The organism is Paenibacillus donghaensis (assembly GCF_002192415.1).
GTDB classification, from domain to species: domain Bacteria; phylum Bacillota; class Bacilli; order Paenibacillales; family Paenibacillaceae; genus Paenibacillus_AQ; species Paenibacillus_AQ donghaensis.
The window spans coordinates 3,698,157-3,720,153 of sequence record NZ_CP021780.1 but is presented as its reverse complement, the minus strand read 5'-3'; the positions used below and the strand labels follow the sequence as shown (position 1 = coordinate 3,720,153).

Annotated in this window: 20 protein-coding genes; 19 read left to right on the top strand and 1 reads right to left on the bottom strand. The window is 51.0% G+C overall.

Annotated elements, in window-relative coordinates; all coding sequences use genetic code 11:
* The first annotated feature begins 44 nt into the window (after nucleotides 1-44).
* Together B9T62_RS16565 and B9T62_RS16560 are read left to right on the top strand one after the other, a co-directional pair.
* The gene (locus B9T62_RS16565) at nucleotides 45-560 is read left to right on the top strand and encodes a metallophosphoesterase (protein WP_087916278.1); all 516 of its coding nucleotides are present in this window, start codon (nucleotides 45-47) and stop codon (nucleotides 558-560) included.
* Between the two features lie 147 nt (nucleotides 561-707).
* Nucleotides 708-2,405 (top strand): YifB family Mg chelatase-like AAA ATPase, encoded by a 1,698-nt coding sequence (locus tag B9T62_RS16560; RefSeq protein ID WP_087916277.1) that lies wholly within the window; start codon nucleotides 708-710, stop codon nucleotides 2,403-2,405.
* 1,151 nt (nucleotides 2,406-3,556) lie between these two features.
* Here B9T62_RS16560 and B9T62_RS16555 read toward each other — a convergent pair.
* Entirely contained in the window at nucleotides 3,557-3,985 is a 429-nt protein-coding gene (locus B9T62_RS16555; RefSeq protein ID WP_087916276.1) for an organic hydroperoxide resistance protein, read from the bottom strand.
* 148 nt (nucleotides 3,986-4,133) lie between these two features.
* Here B9T62_RS16555 and B9T62_RS16550 point away from each other — a divergent pair, with 148 nt between their 5' ends.
* From B9T62_RS16550 to B9T62_RS16470, 17 genes are all read left to right on the top strand, one after another.
* A complete protein-coding gene (locus B9T62_RS16550; RefSeq protein ID WP_087916275.1) occupies nucleotides 4,134-4,601 on the top strand; it encodes a MarR family winged helix-turn-helix transcriptional regulator in 468 nt (155 codons plus the stop codon).
* Nucleotides 4,602-4,919: 318 nt separating this feature from the next.
* Nucleotides 4,920-6,080 carry an ADP-forming succinate--CoA ligase subunit beta gene (gene sucC, locus B9T62_RS16545; RefSeq protein WP_087916274.1) on the top strand — a complete coding sequence of 387 codons (1,161 nt, stop codon included), beginning with the start codon at nucleotides 4,920-4,922 and terminating at the stop codon, nucleotides 6,078-6,080.
* A 65-nt stretch (nucleotides 6,081-6,145) separates the two neighbouring features.
* Nucleotides 6,146-7,075 (top strand): succinate--CoA ligase subunit alpha, encoded by a 930-nt coding sequence (gene sucD / locus B9T62_RS16540; protein ID WP_087916273.1) that lies wholly within the window; start codon nucleotides 6,146-6,148, stop codon nucleotides 7,073-7,075.
* Between the two features lie 218 nt (nucleotides 7,076-7,293).
* Complete coding sequence (gene dprA / locus B9T62_RS16535; RefSeq protein WP_087916272.1) at nucleotides 7,294-8,412, top strand: DNA-processing protein DprA; 1,119 nt, start codon at nucleotides 7,294-7,296, stop codon at nucleotides 8,410-8,412.
* Nucleotides 8,413-8,448: 36 nt separating this feature from the next.
* Complete coding sequence (topA, locus tag B9T62_RS16530; protein WP_087916271.1) at nucleotides 8,449-10,548, top strand: type I DNA topoisomerase; 2,100 nt, start codon at nucleotides 8,449-8,451, stop codon at nucleotides 10,546-10,548.
* 25 nt (nucleotides 10,549-10,573) lie between these two features.
* Nucleotides 10,574-11,932 (top strand): FADH(2)-oxidizing methylenetetrahydrofolate--tRNA-(uracil(54)-C(5))-methyltransferase TrmFO, encoded by a 1,359-nt coding sequence (gene trmFO / locus B9T62_RS16525; protein ID WP_087916270.1) that lies wholly within the window; start codon nucleotides 10,574-10,576, stop codon nucleotides 11,930-11,932.
* A 323-nt stretch (nucleotides 11,933-12,255) separates the two neighbouring features.
* Nucleotides 12,256-12,798 (top strand): ATP-dependent protease subunit HslV, encoded by a 543-nt coding sequence (gene hslV / locus B9T62_RS16520; RefSeq protein ID WP_087916269.1) that lies wholly within the window; start codon nucleotides 12,256-12,258, stop codon nucleotides 12,796-12,798.
* A gap of 33 nt (nucleotides 12,799-12,831) precedes the next feature.
* Nucleotides 12,832-14,232, top strand: a complete 1,401-nt coding sequence (gene hslU, locus B9T62_RS16515; protein ID WP_087916268.1) for an ATP-dependent protease ATPase subunit HslU — start codon at nucleotides 12,832-12,834, stop codon at nucleotides 14,230-14,232.
* 355 nt (nucleotides 14,233-14,587) lie between these two features.
* Nucleotides 14,588-14,995, top strand: coding sequence for a flagellar basal body rod protein FlgB (gene flgB, locus B9T62_RS16510; RefSeq protein WP_087916267.1), 408 nt, complete (start codon nucleotides 14,588-14,590; stop codon nucleotides 14,993-14,995).
* 5 nt (nucleotides 14,996-15,000) lie between these two features.
* A complete protein-coding gene (gene flgC, locus B9T62_RS16505; protein WP_087916266.1) occupies nucleotides 15,001-15,447 on the top strand; it encodes a flagellar basal body rod protein FlgC in 447 nt (148 codons plus the stop codon).
* A 28-nt stretch (nucleotides 15,448-15,475) separates the two neighbouring features.
* On the top strand, nucleotides 15,476-15,787 hold the full coding sequence (gene fliE, locus B9T62_RS16500) for a flagellar hook-basal body complex protein FliE (RefSeq protein WP_087916265.1): 312 nt from the start codon (nucleotides 15,476-15,478) through the stop codon (nucleotides 15,785-15,787).
* A 34-nt stretch (nucleotides 15,788-15,821) separates the two neighbouring features.
* Nucleotides 15,822-17,408 (top strand): flagellar basal-body MS-ring/collar protein FliF, encoded by a 1,587-nt coding sequence (gene fliF / locus B9T62_RS16495; RefSeq protein ID WP_087916264.1) that lies wholly within the window; start codon nucleotides 15,822-15,824, stop codon nucleotides 17,406-17,408.
* Between the two features lie 8 nt (nucleotides 17,409-17,416).
* The gene (gene fliG, locus B9T62_RS16490) at nucleotides 17,417-18,433 is read left to right on the top strand and encodes a flagellar motor switch protein FliG (RefSeq protein WP_087916263.1); all 1,017 of its coding nucleotides are present in this window, start codon (nucleotides 17,417-17,419) and stop codon (nucleotides 18,431-18,433) included.
* Nucleotides 18,426-19,274 carry a FliH/SctL family protein gene (locus B9T62_RS16485; RefSeq protein ID WP_087916262.1) on the top strand — a complete coding sequence of 283 codons (849 nt, stop codon included), beginning with the start codon at nucleotides 18,426-18,428 and terminating at the stop codon, nucleotides 19,272-19,274. Before fliG ends, B9T62_RS16485 begins: the two co-directional genes overlap by 8 nt.
* Entirely contained in the window at nucleotides 19,267-20,580 is a 1,314-nt protein-coding gene (gene fliI, locus B9T62_RS16480; RefSeq protein ID WP_425436692.1) for a flagellar protein export ATPase FliI, read from the top strand. Before B9T62_RS16485 ends, fliI begins: the two co-directional genes overlap by 8 nt.
* Before the next feature lie 9 nt (nucleotides 20,581-20,589).
* Entirely contained in the window at nucleotides 20,590-21,033 is a 444-nt protein-coding gene (gene fliJ, locus B9T62_RS16475) for a flagellar export protein FliJ (protein WP_087916260.1), read from the top strand.
* A gap of 18 nt (nucleotides 21,034-21,051) precedes the next feature.
* Nucleotides 21,052-21,990, top strand: coding sequence for a MotE family protein (locus B9T62_RS16470; protein WP_087916259.1), 939 nt, complete (start codon nucleotides 21,052-21,054; stop codon nucleotides 21,988-21,990).
* Nucleotides 21,991-21,997: the final 7 nt, after the last annotated feature.

Genomic DNA, 21,997 nt, shown 5'->3' with positions numbered 1-21,997 from the left:
TCATAGGGAGAAGATCAAAGAACAGAAATGAGGGGGTGTTGGCAATGCCTAACGTTTTTTTTAGCTCAGATCATCATTTCGGACATAAGCATATTATTGATTTCGAATCCCGTCCGTTTGGTAGTGTGGAGCAGATGAATGAGATGATGATTGAGAGCTGGAATGCAGTGGTCCGGGCAGAGGATACACTGTTTCACCTGGGAGATTTCTCTTTTCTGGGCAAGGAAGCGACACGTAACATCCTCTCCCGGCTGAACGGTTACAAAATCTTGATTCTGGGCAATCACGACCGTGGGCGAAGCCGCAACTGGTGGCTGGATGCCGGCTTCAACGAGGTCAGTGAGCATCCGCTGATTTATAAAGAGTTCTTTTTTCTGTCACATGAGCCGATGTATATGAACAAGCATATGCCTTATGTGAATGTACACGGTCATATCCATGGTCAGAAATATGAGGGCAATCATCATTTTAATATTTGTGTGGAACACTGGAACTACACGCCTCTAACGTTTGAGCAGATCAGGGATACGGTGGTCGCCAGTGAAGAAGGCTCCGATTAAAGCAATTAGCTGTTGATTAGAGTATGACATGCTTTGTATAATAAACATAACCATTAAATAATAAATGTGGAAAATGAGGAAGCACCCTTTTTCTTGAAGAATGACACCCTGCACAGGGTGATTTCTGGAAAATGAGGTGTTTTTGTTATGTATGGAAAAATGCACAGTGCCTGCTTGTACGGGATTGAAGGTGTGATGATCGGCGTTGAAATTGATTTATCCAATGGTTTGCCCCAGTCAAATATCATTGGACTGCCTGACTCTGCGATCCGTGAGGCGGTAGAACGAGTCCGTGCGGCTATCAAAAATTGCGGCTACCGCTACCCCCAGCAGCGGATCACCATTAATCTGGCTCCTGCCGATCTGCGTAAGGAGGGTTCGGCTTTTGATCTGGCGATTGCCTTGGGTATTCTGACCACCAGCGGCCAACTGGAGATGCCTGCGGCCGGCGAGCTGCTGCTGATCGGTGAGCTTGCCTTGGACGGCAGCCTGCGGCCGGTCACCGGAGTGTTGCCGATGGTTGCGGCTGCGCGGAAGGCCGGATTGCGCGCGGTAATGCTGCCGCGTGAGAACGCTGCAGAAGCGGCACTGATCCAGGGGATGACCGTATATGTGCTGAATCATCTGCGTGAGCTGCCAGAGCCGGACAATATGGCCGGGACGGGATATAGAATCCTTGAGCTGCTGCATAGTTCACCTGGATCTACACTTGCTCCAGCTTCAACCGGCTTGCCTTTTCCGGTAACGGTCACAACCGGTGAAGCCACAAGGAAGGAGCGCCCGATAGTAAGAATTCGTTCGCTTGGGCATCTGCAGTACTGTCCTGTCTCTGGTCCTATGGATCTGCCTCCGGCTGGTGATAGCGGAATGCTCACGGAAGATTACAGTGATGTGCTGGGCCAGCAGCATGTTAAACGGGCGCTGACGATTGCCGCTGCCGGAATGCATAACATCATCCTGATCGGCCCCCCTGGCACCGGGAAGACGATGCTGATCAAGCGTCTGCCGGGCATTCTCCCCCAGCTCTCCGACAGTGAGGCGCTGGAGGTGACCCAGATCTTCAGCGCAGCCGGGAAGCTGAAGGATGCCCACAGGGGTCTGCTGCGCAACCGTCCTTTCCGTTCCCCGCACCATACCATCTCGGAGGCGGGGCTAATCGGAGGCGGCAGCATTCCGAAGCCGGGCGAGGTCAGTCTGGCCCACAAGGGTGTGCTGTTTCTGGACGAGCTTCCGGAATTCTCGCGTCATGTGCTGGAGGTGCTCCGCCAGCCGCTGGAGGACCGGTCCGTGACGATCAGCCGGGCCAGGGCGGCGTTCACCTTCCCAGCGCAATTTCTGCTTGCCGGGTCTATGAATCCGTGCAGCTGCGGATTCTTGGGGAGCGGCAATCCGCAGCAGCGTTGTAGCTGCAGCCCATCCCGAATCGCCCAGTACCGGGCGAAGATCTCGGGGCCACTGCTGGACCGGATCGACCTGCAGGTCGATGTGCCGCGTCCCCGGGAGTGGGATCAGCCGGGACGGGCGCTGTCTTCTGCAGAGATGCGTGGCGAGGTGCTGGCTGCTCAGGGGATCCAGGCCGAACGCTACCGAGCACTGCCCATCTCCTGGAACAGCGAACTTGCCGGGGCTGCGCTGCGCCGGTATGCGGCGCTGGACAGCGAAAGCACGGAGATGCTGCATTATGTCCTCGACAATCTGGGCCTGAGCATGCGCGCGCATGACCGGATCATTAAGCTGTCGCGTACGATTGCCGATCTGGACGGAGCACCAGAGATTACAGTGTCGCATCTGGCGGAAGCGGTGCAGTACCGCAACCTGGACCGACAGGTGATCAGCGAGGAGTGAACCAGCTGACTGAACATTGAAGCTTCAGCACAGCAGGCTTCCGTATGATAAGAACACCAAAAACTCAACCGCAGAAGAGATTCATACGTCCAATCTCTCCATTCGCCGAATTAGTTGCGAAACAGGTTACTACTTAGGATTCAAGCAGGATTTAGTGTTGCCCTGGAACCTTCGGAGTAATTAGATGCGAAACTGCAACTAATTTCAGCTAAAACGCCCATTATCAGGATAATAAGTGCATATCTGCAACTAAATTCGAGTAAAGCAAGCTTATTACGCTCAAAATCCTAAATTAGGTGCGTTTTCGCACTTATTTCCTCCAACACAGAAAAAAACGGCTAAATAGATGCAGTTTCGCAACTAATTCTTTGGACTGGACATATGAGACTATCATGGAACTGAATCTGAAGTGTTCTTATCATACGGAGTCTAAGTAGTAACCGAAACTGCATCTAATTTGGCCAATAAAGCCTAACAGGTTCGATTTGCTCGAGATTAGTTGCAGATATGGTTACTACTTAGGACCCGGGTTTTTCCCATATAGATTTGAGCGTTCTAAGTCCAAACATGTAGGTGGCAATGGGGAAATCTACCGTTAACTCCCAGCTATAGAACGTGAACTTAAGAATGTGACATACGGAGTTTCCAGGAAGTGCTATGCATCAGTCTTTCTGGCAACTCCACTACTCCATTCTTAAGTTCATCTTATATAGTATTTGGTTTTCATGACATATAGGGAAAAGTTACCACTAAATTGTCTTTCGAGGGCAATATGAAGCGGATAGCACGTAATTAGCGGTAGAAACTCCCTATAACTCCATCGAATCCCCATTCTGAGACCAACTAGCGGTAGATTTTCCCCTATAATTTTTCGTTAGGCCTAACTAGTAACCAGATATGCACTTATTCGCCTGCTGATGGGAGTTGTAATGAATTTAGATGCAGTTTCGCACTTAATTGCTTCAGTAGGTTCCAGGCACATTCATAATCCTCGCCGTAACTTAAGTAATAATCAGGAATGCACTCACACGGCTTGGGACCCAGATAGTAAATCGCTTTCGCATCTATTTCCTCCGATCCCAACAAGTCAAAAAGGATGCCGTCCCTGGAGGGAAGCATCCTTCTGTTTATGTTAAAAAGGGCGAGGCGCTTTATAGCACATTCAGCTCAACGGCGATGTTGCCGCGAGTTGCACGGGAGTAAGGGCAGGCGCCGTGCGCGGCTTCCACCAGCGAAGCGGCGGTTTCACGGTCAACACCTTTCACCAGTACGTCCAGCTTCACGGCGATGCCGAAGCCGCCGTCTTCAACTTTGCCGAAACTGACGGTTGCAGTAACCTCGCTGCCTTCAATTTTTACTTTACCCATCCGGGCAACCATGTTCAGCGCGCTGTCGAAGCAAGCCGAATATCCGGCTGCGAACAGCTGCTCGGGATTGGTTCCTTCACCGCCGGCGCCGCCCATTTCACGCGGAGTACTGATCGTCAGGTCCAGCTTGGGGCTGGAGGATTCGATATAGCCGTTTCTGCCGCCTACGGCCTTCACTGTAGTTTCATACATTTTATGCTGTATGGTCATCATAATAAAATCGCTCCCGTTCGCTTCATGATATATTGTACACAACTTAATATAACACAATTAAAATTATAGTCAAATTATTTTTCGCTATTAATATGAAATAAGGAGTGTATTGTGCTAAAATAAAGCTATAAAGGCAGGTGAAGATAGAATGAACAAGCAAACCACTGCACCGGAGCTGCTGATTGAGAATCAGCTCTGCTTTACGATCTACGCCTGTTCACGCGAGATTACGAAATTGTACCAGCCCAATCTGGACAAGATTGGCTTAACTTATTCACAGTATCTTGTGATGCTTGTCTTGTGGGAGCGGCAGCAATGCACCGTTAAAGAGATCGGCGAAGCCTTGTATCTGGATTCAGGAACACTGACTCCGCTGCTGAAGCGTCTGCAGGCCGCAGGTTTGATTATCAGAGAGCGTTCACTTCAGGATGAGCGGAAGGTGCTGATCTCGCTGACCGAACAGGGTTGGGCTCTACAGAGTGAAGCGCTGTGTATTCCAAGCAAAATGGTAGAGGGAACGACGATGTCAGGGGGGGAATTAACCGATCTGCTGGCACAGTTTAAGAACCTGCTTGAACGAGTCCATGAAGCGAATAAAGCGACTTCCAAAAAGTGAATTCGATAGAAGTCAATCGATCAATCGCGTTCCGGCATGAAATCAAGCGAAAATATATGTATATATTATGAAAGTTTTTAAGGAAAGCGTTTTAAAAACATGTTACACTATTCTGGGTTTCCTTTTAAAGCATATGCTAAAAATGGAAAACAGGCTGATTCAGCCTGACAAACTCGGGGTAGTGTAATTTGTGCTTCCCGTGATCCAGCCTGAAGTTGAAGTACAGAATTCCAAAGTGAAGATTGAGGCTATCGAAGCGTATGCGGTTGAAGTGAATCTGAGGAAGAACAGCTCAAGAAACTTTAGGAGGCTTCCGGTATGAATATCCACGAGTATCAGGGAAAAGAAGTACTTAAGAAGTACGGCGTAGCCGTGCCGAATGGCAAAGTTGCTTATACAGTGGAGGAAGCGGTAGAAGCTGCTGAGGCGCTGGGAACACCGGTGGTAGTGGTGAAGGCCCAGATTCATGCGGGCGGCCGCGGCAAAGCCGGAGGGGTCAAGGTGGCCAAAGGCATCGATGAGGTCAGAGCCTATGCAACAGACATTCTGGGCAAGACGCTGATTACTCATCAGACCGGACCGGAGGGCAAGGTCGTGAAACGGCTCCTCATCGAAGAGGGCTGTCAGATTGTGAAGGAGTATTACATCGGGCTGGTGGTGGACCGTAGCTCAGGCCGCGTGGTGATGATGGCTTCGGAAGAAGGCGGCACGGAGATCGAGGAAGTGGCTGCTACGAATCCGGAGAAGATTTTTAAAGAAATCGTTGATCCGGCCGTAGGTCTTCAGACCTTCCAGGCACGCAAGCTGGCTTATAGTATCGGGATTCCGAATGAGCTGGTGGGCAAAACAGTCAAGTTCATGCAAGCGCTCTATTCGGCTTTTGTCGATAAGGACTGCTCGATTGCCGAGATCAATCCGCTGGTCGTTACGGCTGACGGCAATGTGATGGCGCTGGATGCCAAGCTGAACTTTGATTCCAATGCCCTGTTCCGCCACAAGGATATCGTGGAGCTGCGCGACTTGGACGAAGAGGATGAGAAGGAGATTGAAGCCTCGAAATATGATCTCAGCTACATTGCGCTTGATGGCAATATCGGCTGTATGGTGAACGGGGCCGGTCTGGCGATGGCAACGATGGATATTATTAAATATTACGGCGGCGAACCGGCCAACTTCCTGGATGTAGGGGGCGGTGCGACTACCGAGAAGGTTACGGAAGCATTCAAAATTATTTTGTCGGATGCCAAGGTGAATGGTATCTTTGTGAATATATTCGGCGGTATTATGCGTTGTGATGTGATTGCCAGCGGAGTTGTGGAAGCGGCGGGACAACTGGGCCTGACCAAACCGCTTGTTGTACGTCTGGAGGGTACCAATGTGGAGCTGGGCAAGCAGATTCTGGCTGGTTCCGGCCTGAATATTGTGGCTGCAGACTCGATGGCGGACGGCGCGCGCAAAATAGTGGCTCTGGTAAAGTAAGAACGAACTCCGGTAGACGTTGCTGTACCAATTATGACAATTTATGTAGGGATGTGAGCTGAAGGATGAGCATTCTTGTAGATAAACATACCAAAGTTATTACGCAGGGAATTACCGGCTCGACCGGCTTGTTTCATACCAAGGGTGCGCTGGATTATGGTACGCAGATGGTCGGGGGTGTGACTCCGGGCAAAGGTGGAACCAGTGTTAACATCACGCTGGAGAATGGGAGCGAGGTCAGCCTGCCTGTATTTGATACGGTAGTTGCCGCCAAGGCGGCAACCGGCGCTACGGCCAGTGTGATTTATGTGCCACCGGCGTTTGCCGCCGACTCCATTATGGAGGCTGTGGATGCGGGACTGGACCTGGTGATCTGTATTACCGAGGGCATCCCGGTACTGGATATGGTTAAAGTCTCGCGTTATATGGAGGGGAAGTCCACGGTCCTCATTGGTCCGAACTGTCCGGGAGTCATCACACCGGGTGAATGCAAAATCGGCATTATGCCGGGTTATATTCATATGCCTGGATATGTGGGCGTAATTTCGCGCAGCGGCACCTTGACGTATGAGGCAGTACATCAGCTGAGCGCACGTGGTATTGGTCAATCCTCAGCCGTAGGCATTGGCGGAGACCCGGTCAAGGGCTCGGAATTTATTGATATTCTGAAGCTGTTTAACGATGACCCGGGCACCAAGGCCGTGATTATGATCGGTGAAATCGGGGGAACGGCGGAGGAAGAAGCCGCGGAGTGGATTCGTGAACATATGACCAAGCCGGTTGTTGGCTTTATTGGCGGCGCCACTGCGCCTCCGGGCAAACGGATGGGCCATGCGGGGGCGATTATCTCCGGCGGCAAAGGGACGGCGAGTGAGAAGATTGCCGTGCTCGAAGCCTGTGGGATCAAGGTAGCGCCAACGCCTGCCGATATGGGCTCCACCCTGGTGAGCGTGCTTGAGGAACGCGGCATTCTGAATGCCTGCACCACACATTAATTCCTGAAGGATTAGCCCCAGCCAGACCGTGTTTTTTCGTGTATAATCAGTTATAAAGGTAAGCAACCTTTTGTTCCCCTCAGCTGTGTATTCAAACCCCGGATTGGGTTTGAATACACACTACTTAGGGATAAAAGGTTGCTTTTTTGCGTTTTCGCGCAAGGTTTACACCCATAAACAGGAAGGCTGGCCCTTCCGCCGGAGGAGTGTGCAAGGTTATGGAAACTCGCGATTTGCTGTTTGGGCTGCAAGAGATTCAAGGGATTGGCTGGAAAAGTATCGACAAGATTCGCCGGGCGGGATTTTTGACAGAAAAAGCATTTTCCTGCTGCAAGCAGGACTGGGAGAAGATCGGCTTGGGCGATAAAATGTCGACGCTGCTGGCAGAGACCTTCACCAGGGACTGGATCAGTGCGCGGCACTTTCTAATGAAGGAAAGCGGTATAGCGATGATCACTGTACTGGACCCGGATTATCCTTCATTACTGCAGGAAACTGCGCAGCCGCCTTGGGTGCTCTATTATCGTGGGAGTCTGGAACTGCTCTCTAGGCCGACCATCGCTATGGTAGGAACACGTATTCCGACTGCTTACGGTCGCAAGGTAGGCGGGATGCTGGCTGAGGCGCTCTCTGCTGCAGGGCTGACGGTTGTCAGCGGACTGGCCCGGGGGATTGACAGTATCTGTCATGAAGCCGCGCTAGGCGGACGTGGGGGCACTATTGCTGTGGTGGCCACCGGCCTCGATAAGGTCTACCCGCCGGAGAACCGTGAGCTGGAGCGTCAGATCGCCGCCACCGGATTGGTGCTTAGCGAATACGCAATCGGAACGCCGAGCCATCCCGGTTTGTTCCCGCAGCGCAACCGGATTATTGCCGGTCTTGCGCTGGGTACTGTAGTGGTTGAGGCAGACAGCCGCAGCGGTTCATTGATTACAGCAGACAGCGCGATGGAGGCGGGAAGAGATGTATTTGCCGTACCCGGTCCGATTACTTCGCCCAAGAGCAGAGGTGCTCTGGAGCTGATTAAGCAAGGGGCCAAGCTCGTTACCGGCAGCGAGGATATCCTCGAGGAATATCGCTCTTTTCTGCAGCAAACCTCTGCCGGACAAGGCCTTGGGGATGCCAAACCATTGGGTTCCGAAGACATGCTTACTGAAAAGAAATTGACAAGAGAGGAGTCCCGCCTATACCATATACTGCATCAAGGCCCGTTTTCACTGGATGAGCTTCTGGAGCGGACTCGGTGGGATTTTGGACATTTGCATTCAGTTCTGTTATCTTTAATCATAAAAAAAGCGGTGTCACAATTACCAGGAGCAATTTATAAGGTAATTTAATATAGTAGTTCGAGTGTCAACGAGGAGGACGAATCTATGGCGGATGTATTAGTGATTGTCGAATCACCGGCAAAAGCGAAGACCATCGGCAAATATTTAGGCAGCAAATATATTGTGAAAGCATCAATGGGGCATATCCGGGATCTGCCCAAGAGCCAAATTGGCGTTGAAGTAGAGAACAACTTTAATCCCAAGTATATTACGATCCGGGGCAAAGGCTCCATTCTTAAGGAACTGAAGGATGCCCGCAAAAAAGTGAAAAAAGTCTATCTCGCAGCTGACCCGGACCGTGAGGGTGAAGCCATTGCCTGGCATCTGGCGCATGCGCTGGATCTGGACCACACCGAGGAGTGCCGGGTGGTTTTTAATGAGATTACCAAGCAGGCCGTGAAGGATGCGTTCAAGACGCCGCGCAAGATTAACATGGATCTGGTCAACGCGCAGCAGGCCCGGCGGATTCTCGACCGGCTTGTCGGCTACAAGATCAGCCCCCTATTATGGAAGAAAGTCAAAAAAGGCTTGTCCGCCGGTCGGGTGCAGTCGGTTGCGGTGAAGATTATTATGGACCGCGAGAACGAAATTTCCGCATTTGTACCTACCGAATACTGGAGTATTACCGCTAAGCTGGGTATTCGTGATTCGGTTTTTGAAGCTAAATTTCATAAGCTGAACGGCGAGAAGAAGGAGCTGGGACAGGAAAGTGATGTCCAGGAGGTTCTGGAAGCGATCAAGAATGCAGCTTTTACGGTCACCGAGGTAAAAGAGAAGGAGAGACAACGCCATCCTTCGGCCCCGTTTACAACAAGCTCGTTGCAGCAGGAAGCTGCCCGCAAGCTGGGTTTCCGCGCAGCCAAGACGATGTCCGTCGCTCAGCAGCTCTATGAAGGTGTGGAGCTGGGCAAAGAAGGAACGGTCGGTCTGATCACTTATATGCGTACTGACTCCACGCGTCTCTCGACTACAGCTCAGGATGAAGCCAAGGAACTGATTGCCGCCAAATACGGTGAGACCTTCATTCCCGAGTCCCCCCGCCAGTATTCCAAGAAGGCTGCAGGTGCTCAAGAGGCACATGAGGCTATCCGTCCTACCTCTGCTATGCGTGAGCCGGAGATGGTGAAGGAATACCTTAGCCGCGACCAGTTCCGCCTGTACAAGCTTGTCTGGGAACGGTTTGTTTCCAGCCAGATGGCTTCAGCGCTGCTGGATACGCTTTCGGTTGATATCGCGGCGGGGAAGGCCACCTTCAGAGCAGTGGGTTCCAAGGTATCCTTCCCCGGTTTCATGAAGGTCTATGTGGAGGGCAATGATGACGGCACAACAGATGAAGACAAATATTTGCCGCCGCTGAAGGCGGGAGATGATCTCAATAAACAGGGAATTGATCCGAAGCAGCACTTTACACAGCCGCCGCCAAGATACACGGAGGCAAGGTTGGTCAAGACGCTTGAGGAGCTGGGCATAGGACGTCCAAGTACGTATGCACCAACGCTGGAAACGATTCAGAAGCGTGGTTACGTAGCCATCGAGGAGAAGAAGTTTATGCCGACAGAGCTCGGAGAGCTGATCATCGAGCAGATGGAGGAATTTTTCCCAGAAATTCTGGACGTGGAATTTACCGCCCATATGGAAGGGGATCTCGACCATGTGGAGGAGGGCTCTGATGATTGGGTGAGAGTGCTTGCCGAATTCTACGAGTCGTTCGAGAAACGTCTGATCTTCGCTGAAGAGGAAATGAAGGAAATTGAGATTGAAGATGAGGTTTCCGACGAGAATTGTGAGAAGTGCGGCAAGCCGATGGTTTACAAGCTCGGCCGGTTCGGCAAGTTCCTGGCTTGCTCAGGGTTCCCGGATTGTCGCAATACCAAGCCGATAGTGAAGGATATCGGGGTCAGCTGCCCGAAATGTCATGAGGGCAAGGTAGTCGAGCGGCGCAGCAAGAAAGGCCGTGTCTTCTATGGCTGTGACCAGTATCCGGGCTGTGATTTCGTATCCTGGGACAGACCGTCTCTCAAGCCGTGTCCGGTCTGCGGTACCTGGATGGTGGAGAAACGCAACAAGCAGGGCGTGAAGCTGCAATGCACAGCATGTGATCATACGGAGGCTGTTCTCGACAACGATGAAGAGCTGGCAGAATAATGGTCTTACAGGAGGAACTAGAACATTGACTGAAATAGCTAAAGTTACAGTGATTGGCGCCGGTCTTGCCGGGAGCGAAGCTGCCTGGCAGCTTGCTTCCCGCGGGGTGCCGGTGAGATTATACGAGATGAGACCGGTGGTAAAGACACCCGCGCACCATACTGACCAATTCGCCGAGCTGGTGTGCAGCAATTCACTGCGCGCCAATGGACTGGGCAATGCGGTAGGGGTGCTGAAGGAAGAGATGCGGCGGCTGGATTCTCTGGTGCTGGGTGCGGCTGACCGCCATGCGGTGCCTGCGGGCGGTGCACTGGCGGTAGACCGTGACGGCTTCTCCGGCGAGATTACAGAGAAACTGCATAATCATCCGCTGGTTGAGGTTATAAATGAAGAATTGGCGCATATACCGGAGGAAGGGATTGTTGTGATTGCAACAGGACCTTTGACTTCGCCGGCGTTATCGGCCGAGATCAAGGGATTGCTGGGAGAAGAATATTTCTACTTCTATGATGCAGCTGCACCGATTGTAGAGAAGGACTCCATCGATATGAGCAGAGTCTATCTGGCTTCCCGCTATGATAAAGGAGAAGCCGCCTATCTCAACTGCCCGATGACGGAGGGAGAATTTGAACTTTTTTATGCTGCCCTGATTTCCGCCGAAACCGCAGCGCTCAAAGATTTCGAGAAAGAGATTTATTTCGAGGGTTGCATGCCGATCGAGATTATGATGAAGCGCGGCAAGCAGACGGCATTGTTCGGGCCCATGAAGCCTGTAGGGCTGGTGAACCCCCATACCGGCAAATTGCCTTACGCGGTTGTGCAGCTGCGTCAGGATAATGCTGCGGGCACGCTCTACAATCTGGTGGGCTTCCAGACTCACTTGAAGTGGGGAGAGCAGAAGCGTGTGTTCTCGCTGATTCCGGGTCTGGAGAATGCAGAATATGTGCGTTATGGCGTTATGCACCGTAATACTTTTATTAATTCTCCCAAGCTGCTGCATCCGACCTATCAGCTGAAGGATCAGAAGCGGCTTTATTTTGCCGGACAGATGACTGGGGTGGAAGGGTATGTGGAGTCGGCGGCTTCCGGCCTGATCGCCGGAATTAATGCTGCCCTGGCTGCTCTGGGACAGGAAGGTCTGGTGTTCCCCGAGGATACGGTACTGGGCAGCATGCCTGCATATATCACCTCCGCTGACCCTGAGCATTTCCAGCCGATGAACGCTAACTTCGGCCTGCTGCCGAAGCCGGAACAGAGAATGCGCAGCAAGAAGGATAAGAATGAATGGCTGGCTTACCGCGCGCTGGACAGCCTTGCGGCATTTGCAGCCGCCAAGGGGCTGGCTTATAAAGCCCCGGAACCGGTTGAAGAAGAACTTTCGTAGAAGAGGCTTACGGAGTGTATTCGTAAAGAAGTAACGCTCACAAAACTAAGCGTATGCTTACGAAGCGAGTTTTGTTCGAAGTGTATTCAAGAGAAGTAACGCTCACAAAACTAAGCGTATGCTTACGAAGCGAGTTTTGTTCGAAGTGTATTCAAGAGAAGTAACGCTCACAAAACTTGGAGTATGCTTACGAAGCGAGTTTTGTACGAAGAATATTCGAGTGGTGTCATGCTCACAAAACTAAGCGTATGCTTACGAAGCGAGTTTTGTACGAAGTGTATTCAAGAGAAGTAACGCTCACAAAACTTTGAGGAGGTCGCAAAATGTTACCCAGCTTTCATGCTACAACCATTTGTGCAGTGAGACATAACGGCCAGTCCGCCATCGCTGGAGATGGCCAGGTTACCTTCGGAGAAAGCGTGATTATGAAGACGACCGCCAAGAAGGTGCGCCGTCTGTACAGAGGGCAGGTTATTGCCGGGTTTGCCGGGTCGGTAGCCGATGCCATTACGTTATTCGAGAAATTCGAAGGCAAGCTGGAAGAACACCATGGCAATCTGCAGCGGGCAGCGGTTGAGCTGGCCAAGGACTGGCGGCAGGACCGCATCCTGCGCAAGCTGGAGGCGCTGATGATCGTGATGGACAAAGAGGGCATGCTGCTGATCTCCGGCAACGGCGAGATTATTGAGCCTGATGATGATGTGCTGGCCATTGGCTCTGGCGGCAATTTCGCGCTCGCTTCGGGGCGGGCCCTGAAACGCCATGCCCCGCAGCTTGCTGCGGCGGATATCGCCAGAGAAGCCCTGCAGATTGCTTCCGAGATTTGTGTATATACGAATTCGAATATTATTGTAGAACATCTGTAAGGCCAGAGGAGTCAGGAAAGGGAGGAATTCACGATGTTGAATCAATCGCTTACACCCCGTCAAATTGTAGCTGAGCTGGATAAATATATCGTCGGCCAGAAGCTGGCTAAGAAGTCGGTAGCCGTGGCTTTGCGCAATCGTTACCGCCGCAGTCTGCTGGCCGAGGAGCTGCGTGATGAAGTCGTTCCCAAGAATATTCTCATGATTGGACCTACCGGTGTCGGCAAGACCGAGATTGCCCGGCGGCTGGCGAAGCTAGTTAATGCACCGTTTATTAAAGTGGAAGCCACCAAGTTCACGGAGGTTGGTTATGTAGGCCGTGATGTGGAATCCATGGTGCGTGATCTGGTCGAAACCTCAATCCGGATGGTGAAGCTGGAACGGACCGAGAAGGTTAAGGACCGGGCAGAGGAGCTGGCGAACGAGCGGATCGTTTCGATTCTCGTCCCCTCCTCCTCCAAGAATAAATCGCAGCGCAATCCGTTTGAAATGATCTTTGGCGGCAACGGTGCCGGAGCCGAGGAGACCAAAGAGGAGACCGAAGACGGCAGCCTGAGTGAACGCCGCCGTGGCGTCCGATTTAAGCTGCTGGCCGGACAGCTGGAAGAGGACATCATCGAAATTGATGTGGAGGACAGCTCTCCAACCATGCTGGATATGTTTGCCGGTCAGGGCAATGACCAGATGGGCATGAATATGCAGGAGATGTTCGGTAGTCTGCTGCCGAAGCGCACCAAGAAACGCAAGCTGCCGATCCGCGAAGCGCGCAAGGTGCTAACCCAGGATGAAGCCACCAAGCTGATTGATATGGATGATGTGATCCAGGAGTCTGTTTCGCGCGCGGAACAGACTGGGATCATTTTCATTGACGAAATCGATAAAGTGGCCAGCCAGGGAAAAGGCTCCGGGCCCGATGTTTCACGTGAAGGGGTTCAGCGGGATATTCTGCCGATCGTCGAGGGCTCCACAGTGATGACCAAATACGGGCCTGTGAAGACCGATTACGTGCTATTTATGGCAGCGGGTGCCTTTCATATTGCCAAACCTTCGGACCTTATACCGGAGCTTCAAGGGCGTTTTCCAATCCGTGTAGAGCTGAGCAGTCTTACTCTGGAGGATTTCGTCTCGATTCTGACTGAACCGGAGAACGCGCTGACCAAGCAATACGTCAATCTGCTGAAGACAGAGAACATCGATGTGCAGTTCCAGAAGGAAGCCATCTACGAGATTGCCAAAATCGCCGCCTCGGTTAATCAGAATATGGAGAATATTGGCGCACGGCGTCTGCACACCATTTTGGAGAAGCTGCTCGAGGATTTGTCTTTCGAGGCTCCTGAGCTGACTTTGGATACCATGGTGATCACTCCGGAGTATGTTCGTGAGAAATTAGCCAGCATCGCACAGGATCGTGACCTCAGTCAGTATATTCTATAGTCCGACAAAACTTGAATAGTTCTAAATTAGGTATATAGAATTAGGGATTTACAAGAAGGTGTCCGATTTAAGTTGAAAAGAGTTAATATATGAGAAATAAAAGCATTATATGGCATAAAAAAGGAATATAATAGAAAAAGCATGCTTTAAGCCCTCTCTTTTCTGAAAAGATAGGGCTTATTTCTTATTGTAATAATATACAAATTCTAAGAGAATCAATGTATGCGAGAAGCAATCAAAACGACAACATTCGACTAAAATAATAAAAATTTTAGCTTTATTTGTCGAAACAAGCAGGAACTGAGAAGAAGTTGTGGAATTCTTTCCATTATGATAGTTTTTAAGGAGGGTTTAAATGGGTTTGTTAAACGGTGTCAGTTTTCAGCGATTACAGGGCGGCATTGATGCAGCCAATGATCGACATGTTGTGCTGGCCAATAATGTGGCTAACCAGGATATACCGAATTTCAAGCGCTCTGATGTTTCATTCGAGAGCATCCTGCAGCAGCAGGAGGGCGGACTGAAACCCACGCTGAATGCCAAAGTGACAGACAACCGCCATTTTCAGTTCGGAACCAATACTTTAGTACCAGCCGCAGTTGTCAGCACAGATGAAACTACCTCTATGAACAACAATGGCAATAATGTGGATATAGAGCGGGAAATGTCGCTTGCGGCAGAGAATCAGCTTCGGTACAATTCTTATGTAGGGCAGCTGAACAATCAGATTAGCATGCTGCGCACTGTAATTGAGGGGAGATAGAGAAGATGAACTTTGGCAGTAGTTTAGGAATTAGCGCTTCAGCCTTAACCGCCCAGCGGCTGCGCATGGATGTGATTTCATCCAATATTGCGAATGCGGAGACAACACGTGCATCTGTGGTGGATGGCAAGGCCGTTCCTTACAAGCGTAAGCTTGTGGTTATGGAAACGGCAGACCAGAGCAGCTTCTCCAATATCTTGAACTCCCAAATGAACGGAACCCAGGCTGGAGTCAAGGTGAGCTCCATTATAAATGATACCTCGCCGCTTAAACCGGTATACAACCCGGGACATCCTGACGCGGATGAGAGTGGATATGTATATATGCCCAATGTTGATATGGTCAAAGAGATGGTGGACATGATGTCGGCTTCACGTTCATATGACGCCAACGTCACGATGCTTAATGCTTCTAAGGCCATGGTAATGAAGGCGCTTGAGATTGGCCGTTAATGGAAACTACGCTTAAGGGGGGAAAAGAATGATACAGAATATATCTATAGGCACCGGTGCGATTCAACAGCTTACCATGAAGACGGCGGCGGCCGAAGCTTCACCCACTCCGGCCGGCTCCATGCAGAGCTTCGGCTCATATCTGGAGAATGCGCTAAATCAGGTGGCTGACCAGGAAACGCAAGCCAAAGAGATGAACAACAGATTTGTGCTTGGAGAAGTGAATGTGGATGAAGCGCTGATTTCTTCCCAGCAAGCCTTGCTCAGCCTGCAGCTGACCACACAGGTCCGCAACAAAATGATTGAAGCCTATCAGGAAATTATGAGAACGCAGATTTAAATAATCCTAGCTTAGTTTCGGATGGGGTGACACTGTGAATGAAAGATTGGCCCAGTACAGAGAGAAAATAACACTGTATTGGAACAGATTCAGCGGTAAACAGAAGATTTTATTCTTCTCCACACTGTTTATCATCATTTTAATAATCGTAGTTTTGACCATGCAATTATCCAAGACAGAATATGAAGTGGCTTTTAAGGACCTGGACAGTACGGATTCAGCAGGGGTTATGACCTTTCTGGATTCAGCCGGCATCCCTTATCGTCTAAGCCCTGACGGGCAGAGCATTTCGGTGCCGAGTACAGACGCTGCACGGATTAAAGTGAATATCGGTTCGCAAGGAATTGTGCAGGGTGGATCTATCGGTTTTAAGGTCTTTGATGAAAGCTCGTCCATGATAGGGACGACTGACAGTGAATTTAATGTGAAGTACAACAACGCCATCAACGGTGAAGTTGAGCAGCTGATGCGGCGCATGCAAGGAATTAAGGACGCCAAGGTGCTCGTCAATCTGCCCAAAGAAACAGTATTTGCTTCCCAGGCGGATCAGGAGCAGGCTTCTGCTTCCGTAGTGTTATCCTTTGATCCGGGGTTCAGACCAAGCCAGGACAATATCGATGGCTACTTCAACCTTGTTAAGACTGCGGTACCCAACCTGCCGGTTGAGAATATTACCATAGCGAACAACGAGGTCGAACTGATGCCAACCGCCAAAGGCGGGCAAGCCGGCGTATCCAGCCAGGTTGAAGAGAACTTCGCCCTTCAGAAGAAATTTGAAGAAGAAGTGAAGAAGAATGTGAAACAATTTCTCAGCACGCTTACAGGTCCCGATAAAGTTGATGTTCTGGTGTTCTCCAAGCTGAACTTTGACAAGGAGAATCGCCAAGAGAATATTGTTGCGCCGGTGGATGCTGAGAATATGAAGGGTATTGAAATCAGTTCGCAAATTATCAGCAAAACGTATTCAGGCCAGGCTAACACGGACGGTGGGGTTGCGGGTACAGGCTCTGAGGATGTCGCGGGCTATCCGGCAGGAACGGATTCTGGTACATCTACCTCTGAAGAATCATCGGAGACGAGGAACTTTGAGGTTAGTAGAATCACTAAGGATATTATTGCAAGCCCTTATTCTGTTAAAGATTTAACCATAAATGTTGCAGTTGAACCACCTAACGGAGCAACAACTTTGGATGATACAACAAATGATGCTATAGAGGACATCCTGGTTAATATTGTCCGCGCCTCATTAGCTGATTCTGGAACTGATTATACAGACGCTGATTTATTGAAAAAAGTTTCGGTGTACTCACAACAATTTGGCGGCGGAGCTGCCGAAGACGCGGCTGGCGGACTGGCAACCTGGATGATCTGGGCGATTGGAGCAGTTGCCCTCCTGCTGGGCGCAGGCGGCGGATACTTATTCTACCGCAGCCGTAAACAGCCGGTGGAAGAGGAAGAAGAGGACATTCCGCTTCAGGTTCCTACAGAGTTCCCTTCTATAAATATGGAGAGCGTGACGAACGAAAGCCAGGTTCGCAAGCAGCTTGAGAGCCTGGCTAAGAAGAAACCGGACGAATTCGTAAATCTGCTGCGCACCTGGCTTGCAGATGAACAGAGGTGAAATAATTAATGGCAAAAGCTAGCCAGCAGATGCTCAGCGGCCGCCAAAAGGCTGCGATTCTGCTAATTACACTCGGGCCGGAGGTTTCGGCACAAATCTTTAAACATCTAAGGGATGAGGAAATCGAACAGCTGACTCTGGAAATCGCCAACGTCCGCAAGGTGGACAGCGGTGAGAAAGAGTCGATCATGGCTGAGTTTCATCAGATTTGCCTCGCCCAAGAATATATTTCACAAGGCGGTATCAATTACGCCAAGGAAATTCTGGAGAAAGCGTTGGGATCGACCAAGGCGATGGAGGTTATCAACCGTTTGACCGCCACGCTGCAGGTTAGGCCTTTCGATTTTGCCCGTAAGGCTGATCCCAATCAGATTCTGAACTTTATCCAGAATGAGAATGTTCAGACGATAGCGCTGGTGTTGTCTTATCTGCAATTTGAACAGGCGGCAGCGATTCTGTCGTCCTTGCCGCAGGAGAAGCAAGCTGAAGTTGCGCGCAGAATTGCCGTGATGGACAGCACTTCTCCCGAAGTTATCACCCAGATTGAGCGGGTGCTGGAACAAAAGCTGTCGGCAACTGTTACTCAGGACTATACGAATGCCGGAGGCATCGAGTCGATTGTACAGATTCTGAATGGCGTAGACCGGGGAACAGAGCGGATCATTCTGGATTCCCTGGAGATTCAGGACCCGGAGCTTGCCGAAGAGATCAAGAAGCGGATGTTTGTGTTCGAGGATATCGTCAATGTCGACAACCGTGCAATCCAGCGGATTATCCGCGACATCGACAACGCCGATTTGCAGCTGGCGCTCAAGGTGGCGAGCGAAGAGGTGCGGGATGTTATTTTCCGCAACATGTCCAAACGGATGGCGGAAACCTTCCGCGAGGAAATGGAGTACATGGGACCGGTTCGGCTGCGTGATGTGGAAGAAGCCCAGACCCGCATAGTCGGAACGATCCGCAGACTGGAAGAATCCGGTGAGATCATCATCGCCCGTGGTGGAGGAGATGACATAATTGTCTAAGCTGATCAAACACTCCCAATATGTTCCTGTAGATGTGCTGAAGAGACTGGAACAGGCCAGGCATCATGCCGGCCTTACCGAGGAGCCTGCCGCTGAAGAGAACCGGGAAGAAGCTCATTATGAGGACCCGGCCCGGGAAGCGGCAGAGCAGGCTCGCAAGCAGATGCTTAAGGATGCGCAGGAATTCGCCGAAAGCCAGGTACGAAACGCTTCCCTTGAAGCGGAGAACATTGTGGAGTCGGCGAAGACAGAGGCCGAGGAGTGGTGGAGTCAGCGTCGCGAGCAGGATGAGCAGTTTACCTCGGCAGTGAAAGCGGAAGCTTATCAGCAAGGCTATCAGGAAGGCATGGCAGAGGCTGATCGGGAAATGAGATTGAAGCTGGCTGATATGATGGAAGAAGCGAGCAGTGTGCTGCAGGAAGCTTACAAGGCAAGGGATATGATCATTCAGGAGGCTGAGCCGTTTCTGGTGGAGCTGAGCTGTGATATTGCCGAGAAGATTGTGGACAAGCAGTTGACGGTGGAACCGCTGTTCACGATAGAACTGATCCGCAAGAATCTGGCCCGCAAGCGTGAGCAGGGAATGATTTCGTTATGTGTCTCTCCGGCCCAGTTTGCTTTTGTCAATGCGGCCAGGGAGGAATTGTCACTGGCGGTTGACTCGCAGGCTGAGCTGCAGATTCTCCCTGATTCTACAGTGAAGGACAAGGGGTGTGTAATCCGCTCCTCCTTCGGCAGTATTGATGCACGTATCGATACCCAGCTGGCCGAGATCAAAAAAGAGCTTGTCCGGATCGCCCTGGACAGTGATGAGAGCAGAAATGGGGAAGAGGATGCTTGACAGCCGGCGTTATAAAGAGCAGTTGAGCAACTTCGATCCGGTACGCATCAACGGAAAGGTTACACAGGTTATCGGTCTGATGGTTGAATCGGAAGGGCCGGATGCCAGCATAGGGGATGTATGTTATATCTACCCTACCAAGGGCAATAAGCCGTTGCAGGCCGAGGTAGTAGGCTTCCGGGACAATAAGGTTCTGCTGATGCCGCTCGGTGAGCTGCAGGCGATTGGACCGGGTTGTGATGTGGTGGGAACCGGCAAACCGCTGAGTGTTCAGGTAGGTTCAGAACTGCTGGGCAAAATACTAGATGGTCTGGGACAGCCGCTGGACGGCTCTCTGATCCCGGCCCGGATGCCGCATAGCTCGACCTTTAATATTCCCTCCAACCCGCTTAACCGTCCGAGAGTGCTGGAACCGATCAGCATTGGCGTAAGAGCGATTGACGGACTGCTTACCATAGGCAAAGGGCAGCGGGTTGGGATCTTCGCCGGCTCAGGGGTTGGCAAAAGCACCTTGATGGGCATGATTGCCCGCAATACATCGGCTGATGTCAATGTGATAGCGCTGATTGGCGAGCGTGGTCGTGAGGTGCTGGATTTCATCGAACGTGATCTGGGACCTGAAGGCTTGCAGCGTTCAGTAGTCATTGTAGCTACCTCTGACCAGCCGGCCTTGATCCGAATCAAGGGCGCCTTGATTGCTACCACGATCGCGGAATATTTCCGTGACCGTGGCCTCAATGTGATGCTGATGATGGACTCAGTTACCCGCTATGCGATGGCACAGCGTGAGGTAGGACTGGCGGTTGGCGAACCGCCGGCGATGAGAGGGTATACGCCTTCCGTATTCGCCAGCTTGCCCAAACTGCTGGAACGGGCAGGGACCGGTCCAACCGGTTCGATTACAGCCTTTTACACTGTGCTGGTGGATGGGGATGACATGAACGAGCCTATTGCGGATGCTGTGCGCGGTATCCTCGACGGTCATATCGTGCTCAACCGCAACATAGCCAACAAAGGCCATTTCCCGGCGATTGATGTGCTCTCCAGCATCAGTCGTGTGATGAAGGATATTGCTCCTAAAGAGCAGATTGCGGCCGCCGAGAACATCAAACGGCTGATGGCCGTGTACAAGGATTCAGAAGACCTGATTAATATCGGAGCGTATCAGAGAGGCTCCAATGCCCAGATCGACGAGTCGATCCATTATATCGACAGCATTTGGGATTTCACGAAGCAAAAGGTAGATGAGAAAGTAACGCTGGCTGAAGTGCAAGAATCCCTAATTTCTCAATTCTCAAGGAGCTGATCTGGCAGTATGAGGTTTCATTATACTTTCCAAAAGGTTGTCGATTTGAAGGGCAATGAAAAGACGCAGGCAGAATGGATGCTTTCAGGTGCCCTTGTCGAATTGCAAGCTCAGGAAAGAAGCCTTGAAGAATTAACTTCGCAGCGGCAGATGACCATGGAAGCTTTGCAGGCGGCAGCCGAGCATAGAACGCCGCTCTCCAAAATCCGTGAAATGCAGGAATATGTGGATTTTCTGGATATATGTATTGCCCGCAAGCATATGGACATCAGCCGTGCTCAACAAGAGGTGCAGATCAAGCAGGACCAGCTCAGCACTAAGGTGCTGGACGAGAAAGTATGGCTGAAGGCGAAGGACAAGGCGCAAACCTTGTTCCAGCAAAATATGATTTTACGGGAACAAAACGAACTGGATGAGATGGCTACCGTCCGCTTCGCGATGAAATCCCTCTAACCCGGGAGGTTTCCGCTTGTGGCTAAAAATGATATGGAAATAGAGAATGAAGAGTCAGCAGGCAAATTTGAACGATTCCTGTTCTTGATGATACCGATTATCTTTTTGCTTGTTATGCTTGGAGTGCTGCTCACGCTGTTCAATATGGATATCCGCAACAATGTGCTTGAGGTAGCTAATAAGATCCCGTTCATAGAAAAATGGGTGCCTGATCCCCCTGCGGACCCGTCGGCAGCTCCGGACGAAGATTCAGATCCATCCGAAGCGCAGCAGGAAAGCTCGGATAAGACAATCAAGCAGCTGAAAGAGCAAATTGAAGAAGAAAAGGCTGCCGTGGCCAAGGCCAATGAAGTTAATGTCGCACAGGCTGAGCAGGTAGAAAATCTCAAGAAAGATATTGCGGAGCTGAAGGAAGAGGCCGAAGCCGTGGCCGCTACGGAGGAAACGGAAGATCCTTATGAGAAACAGGTGTCCGACCTGGCCAAGCTCTACGGCGGTATGAAGGCGTCCAAGGCAGCACCGATTATGGAGAATCTGACCACGGAAGAGATGGTTCAAATCTTCAGCGCCATGAACAATGCCAGTAAAACAGCCATTCTGGAGAAGATGGATCCTAAAAAAGCTGCGGAAGTATCGGTTAAGCTAAAGGAAACCGTCTCTTCGACCGATATGGCTATTGCAGCCCTTCAATCCCGATTGAAGCAAGAGGCTACCGCGGCTGCTCCTGCGGCAACGACCAGCCTTGACAAGGAGAAACTCAGCCAGACATTTGCAGCGATGCCTGCCACTGAAGCAGCTTCTCTGCTGACAGAAATGTACAAGCTGAGTTCAGACAAGGTAATTTCGATTCTAACAGGCGTCAGCGATAGTGTCCGCTCTTCCATTCTGGCGGAAATGACCAAAAAAAATGCTGTGCAGACAGCTAAGATTGCGAACCGGCTGGTCAGCAGCAAGTAGAGTAACG

Excerpts from the sequence above, each read along its gene's own strand:
- sucC (WP_087916274.1), top strand. The coding sequence starts at position 4,920 with ATGAATATCCACGAGTATCAGGGAAAAGAAGTACTTAAGAAGTACGGC.
- dprA (WP_087916272.1), top strand. The coding sequence starts at position 7,294 with ATGGAAACTCGCGATTTGCTGTTTGGGCTGCAAGAGATTCAAGGGATT.
- B9T62_RS16565 (WP_087916278.1), top strand. The coding sequence starts at position 45 with ATGCCTAACGTTTTTTTTAGCTCAGATCATCATTTCGGACATAAGCAT.
- B9T62_RS16555 (WP_087916276.1), bottom strand. The coding sequence starts at position 3,985 with ATGATGACCATACAGCATAAAATGTATGAAACTACAGTGAAGGCCGTA.
- topA (WP_087916271.1), top strand. The coding sequence starts at position 8,449 with ATGGCGGATGTATTAGTGATTGTCGAATCACCGGCAAAAGCGAAGACC.
- sucD (WP_087916273.1), top strand. The coding sequence starts at position 6,146 with ATGAGCATTCTTGTAGATAAACATACCAAAGTTATTACGCAGGGAATT.
- flgB (WP_087916267.1), top strand. The coding sequence starts at position 14,588 with ATGGGTTTGTTAAACGGTGTCAGTTTTCAGCGATTACAGGGCGGCATT.
- hslV (WP_087916269.1), top strand. The coding sequence starts at position 12,256 with ATGTTACCCAGCTTTCATGCTACAACCATTTGTGCAGTGAGACATAAC.
- fliI (WP_425436692.1), top strand. The coding sequence starts at position 19,267 with ATGCTTGACAGCCGGCGTTATAAAGAGCAGTTGAGCAACTTCGATCCG.
- hslU (WP_087916268.1), top strand. The coding sequence starts at position 12,832 with ATGTTGAATCAATCGCTTACACCCCGTCAAATTGTAGCTGAGCTGGAT.
- fliE (WP_087916265.1), top strand. The coding sequence starts at position 15,476 with ATGATACAGAATATATCTATAGGCACCGGTGCGATTCAACAGCTTACC.
- fliJ (WP_087916260.1), top strand. The coding sequence starts at position 20,590 with ATGAGGTTTCATTATACTTTCCAAAAGGTTGTCGATTTGAAGGGCAAT.
- fliG (WP_087916263.1), top strand. The coding sequence starts at position 17,417 with ATGGCAAAAGCTAGCCAGCAGATGCTCAGCGGCCGCCAAAAGGCTGCG.
- B9T62_RS16560 (WP_087916277.1), top strand. The coding sequence starts at position 708 with ATGTATGGAAAAATGCACAGTGCCTGCTTGTACGGGATTGAAGGTGTG.
- B9T62_RS16550 (WP_087916275.1), top strand. The coding sequence starts at position 4,134 with ATGAACAAGCAAACCACTGCACCGGAGCTGCTGATTGAGAATCAGCTC.
- flgC (WP_087916266.1), top strand. The coding sequence starts at position 15,001 with ATGAACTTTGGCAGTAGTTTAGGAATTAGCGCTTCAGCCTTAACCGCC.